General features: G+C 34.2%; 3 protein-coding genes and 1 pseudogene. 2 read left to right on the forward strand and 2 right to left on the reverse strand.

Annotation, left to right across the window (positions count from 1 at the left end; all coding sequences use genetic code 11):
- Together AFK68_RS01330 and AFK68_RS01335 are read left to right on the forward strand one after the other, a co-directional pair.
- The coding region (locus AFK68_RS01330; RefSeq protein WP_371357190.1) for a hypothetical protein at window positions 1–276 on the forward strand (276 nt) is incomplete at its 5' end.
- Window positions 257–745, forward strand: coding sequence for an HNH endonuclease (locus tag AFK68_RS01335; protein ID WP_094671028.1), 489 nt, complete (start codon window positions 257–259; stop codon window positions 743–745). The genes AFK68_RS01330 and AFK68_RS01335, both read left to right, overlap by 20 nt.
- A 995-nt stretch (window positions 746–1,740) precedes the next feature.
- Here the strand turns inward: AFK68_RS01335 and AFK68_RS43215 are convergent.
- A complete protein-coding gene (locus AFK68_RS43215; RefSeq protein ID WP_256386458.1) occupies window positions 1,741–1,815 on the reverse strand; it encodes a WD40 repeat domain-containing protein in 75 nt (24 codons plus the stop codon).
- 57 nt (window positions 1,816–1,872) lie between these two features.
- Window positions 1,873–2,235 (reverse strand): annotated as a pseudogene (locus tag AFK68_RS01345) (WD40 repeat domain-containing protein); the annotation flags it as partial.
- Between the last annotated feature and the right edge of the window lie 103 nt (window positions 2,236–2,338).

The raw sequence follows: 2,338 nt of genomic DNA on the forward strand, positions 1-2,338 counted from the left end.
CAAAAATCATGGGACATACTTATGTCTTTTGTCAATATAGTGAATAATAATGTTGTCACTATTTTCGATCATAAACTTAATAAAGGTGATCTTATTGGTGCGATTAATCAGTCAACTTATGAAGCAGAACAACTTCAAAATATTGTAGAAAAAGAAGTTGACAAAATGGATAAACTTTTGCAAAAAGCAACAGATATTTTTAATAAAACTCAAAAACGGTTTGCCACATACGAAACAGCAATGGAGTATAGATACAATGAGCAAAGTACGACTTGATACATTATATGACGCTTCTGAAATTAGAGATATTTGGGAGAACAATCAAACAGTACCATGTATTAAAGACCCAAAAGAAGGGTTGATAACTCCGAATATGTATAGAGCTAATAAAGGTTCAAAACCATGTCCCTATTGTGGACAAAAAATGGTGCATGGTAGACAATATTATACTAAGTCTAAAACAGAGGCAATAAGTCGAGGTTATCAATACAAAACAGTTGATGGGAAACCATACATAAATCAAGCTGGTTCATTATACTTTCACCAACATTACGTTACTATTGACCACAAATTGAATAAAGCTCGTTTTCCAGAAAAAATGTTTGATTATGATAACTTAGAAGCAATTTGTTGGCGTTGCAATAATCAAAAAAGTGATAATCTCATGTTTGAATTAGAACACAAACTAGAACATCTTAGATCATTAAAAGAGTCAGTTTTTAGGAGATATCCCAATCCGCATTAATAAAATGTTAATATAGGAATGCAAAATATATTCCTATATTAACATTTAATATTTATTTACCAACATAATATTCCTACAACCTCCAAATTAAAATCCTCCCTCATTTACCCCCACTAACCAAAGTCTAGTAGGGTGCGTTAGGCATTTCTATATAAATATGATTGGTATGTCAAATCTAAAATTATGNATTGCAGCAGGAAATTGTGCGATTATTAAACCTTCGGAAATAGCTGTTAATACATCTGAGGTTGTTGCAGATTTAATTGCTAATACTTTAAAATCTAGCCGAAAAATATTTATTTACCAACATAATATTCCTACAACCTCCAAATTAAAATCCTCCCTCATTTACCCCCACTAACCAAAGTCTAGTAGGGTGCGTTAGGCATTTCTATATAAATATGATTGGTATGTCAAATCTAAAATTATGCCATAACGCACCATTATTCTTTTCCCTTTTTCGGTGCGTTACGCTTCTCTAACCCACCCTACTACTAATAGCAACTAACCAAAGTCTAGTAGGGTGCGTTAGGCATTTCTATATAAATATGATTGGTATGTCAAATCTAAAATTATGCCGTAACGCACCATTATTCTTTTCNAGTCTAGTAGGGTGCGTTAGGCATTTCTATATAAATATGATTGGTATGTCAAATCTAAAATTATGCCGTAACGCACCATTATTCTTTTCCTTTTTTCGGTGCGTTACGCTTCTCTAACCCACCCTACTACTACTCTGACTAAAATTATGCCGTAACGCACCATTATTCTTTTCCCTTTTTCGGTGCGTTACGCTTCTCTAACCCACCCTACTACTACTCAAAGTGCGAATTTAATCCGTACATCCGTGCCAAAATCTGTGTTTACATAGAATCCGGTTATATAGTATATGTTTATAATTCTATAATTAACTTCAATCTCCCTTACTTCCCTACTCCCCTACTCCCCTACTCCCTAATGCACTAGATGAAACGGTCTACTACTAGAGTCTTTTCCTACAACCTCCAAATTAAAATCCGACCTCCTTCACCCCCACTAACCAAAGTCTTACCATCCGGACTAAACTGCACCGGATGATAACCACAAAGACTATCCAATAACTTCCCAGTCTGCAAATTCCATAACTTAACCGTACCGTCTATACTCCCACTAGCAAGAATTTGATTATCCGGACTAATAGCAACAGATAAAACTCCACGAGAATGACCTTTTAAACTATTCAATAACTCACCCGTACAAACATCCCATAATTTAATAGTTTTATCTTCACCTCCACTAACTAAAGTTTGACCATCCGAACTAAAAGCAACAGAATAAACATTGCCAGAATGCCCTCTTAATGTCTTCAGACTTTCACAACAACCTACCTGCCAAATTTTAATAGAACCATCAGCACTACAACTAGCAAAAATGTGATTCTGCGAAGCATTATTTTCTGTAAAAATATTATTTACTTTGCTATAAGTCACACAAAATACTCTATCTAAATGTTTTCGGAGAGATTTTTAAAAAGCTGCTATATCTGCTGCATTACTCAAAACTGTTATGCTGTTGAATGTTATTTCAATGGCTTATTAGTATGCCATATATTTG

The sequence above is a fragment of the Hydrocoleum sp. CS-953 genome, from assembly GCF_002260545.1.
Lineage (GTDB): Bacteria > Cyanobacteriota > Cyanobacteriia > Cyanobacteriales > Microcoleaceae > Trichodesmium.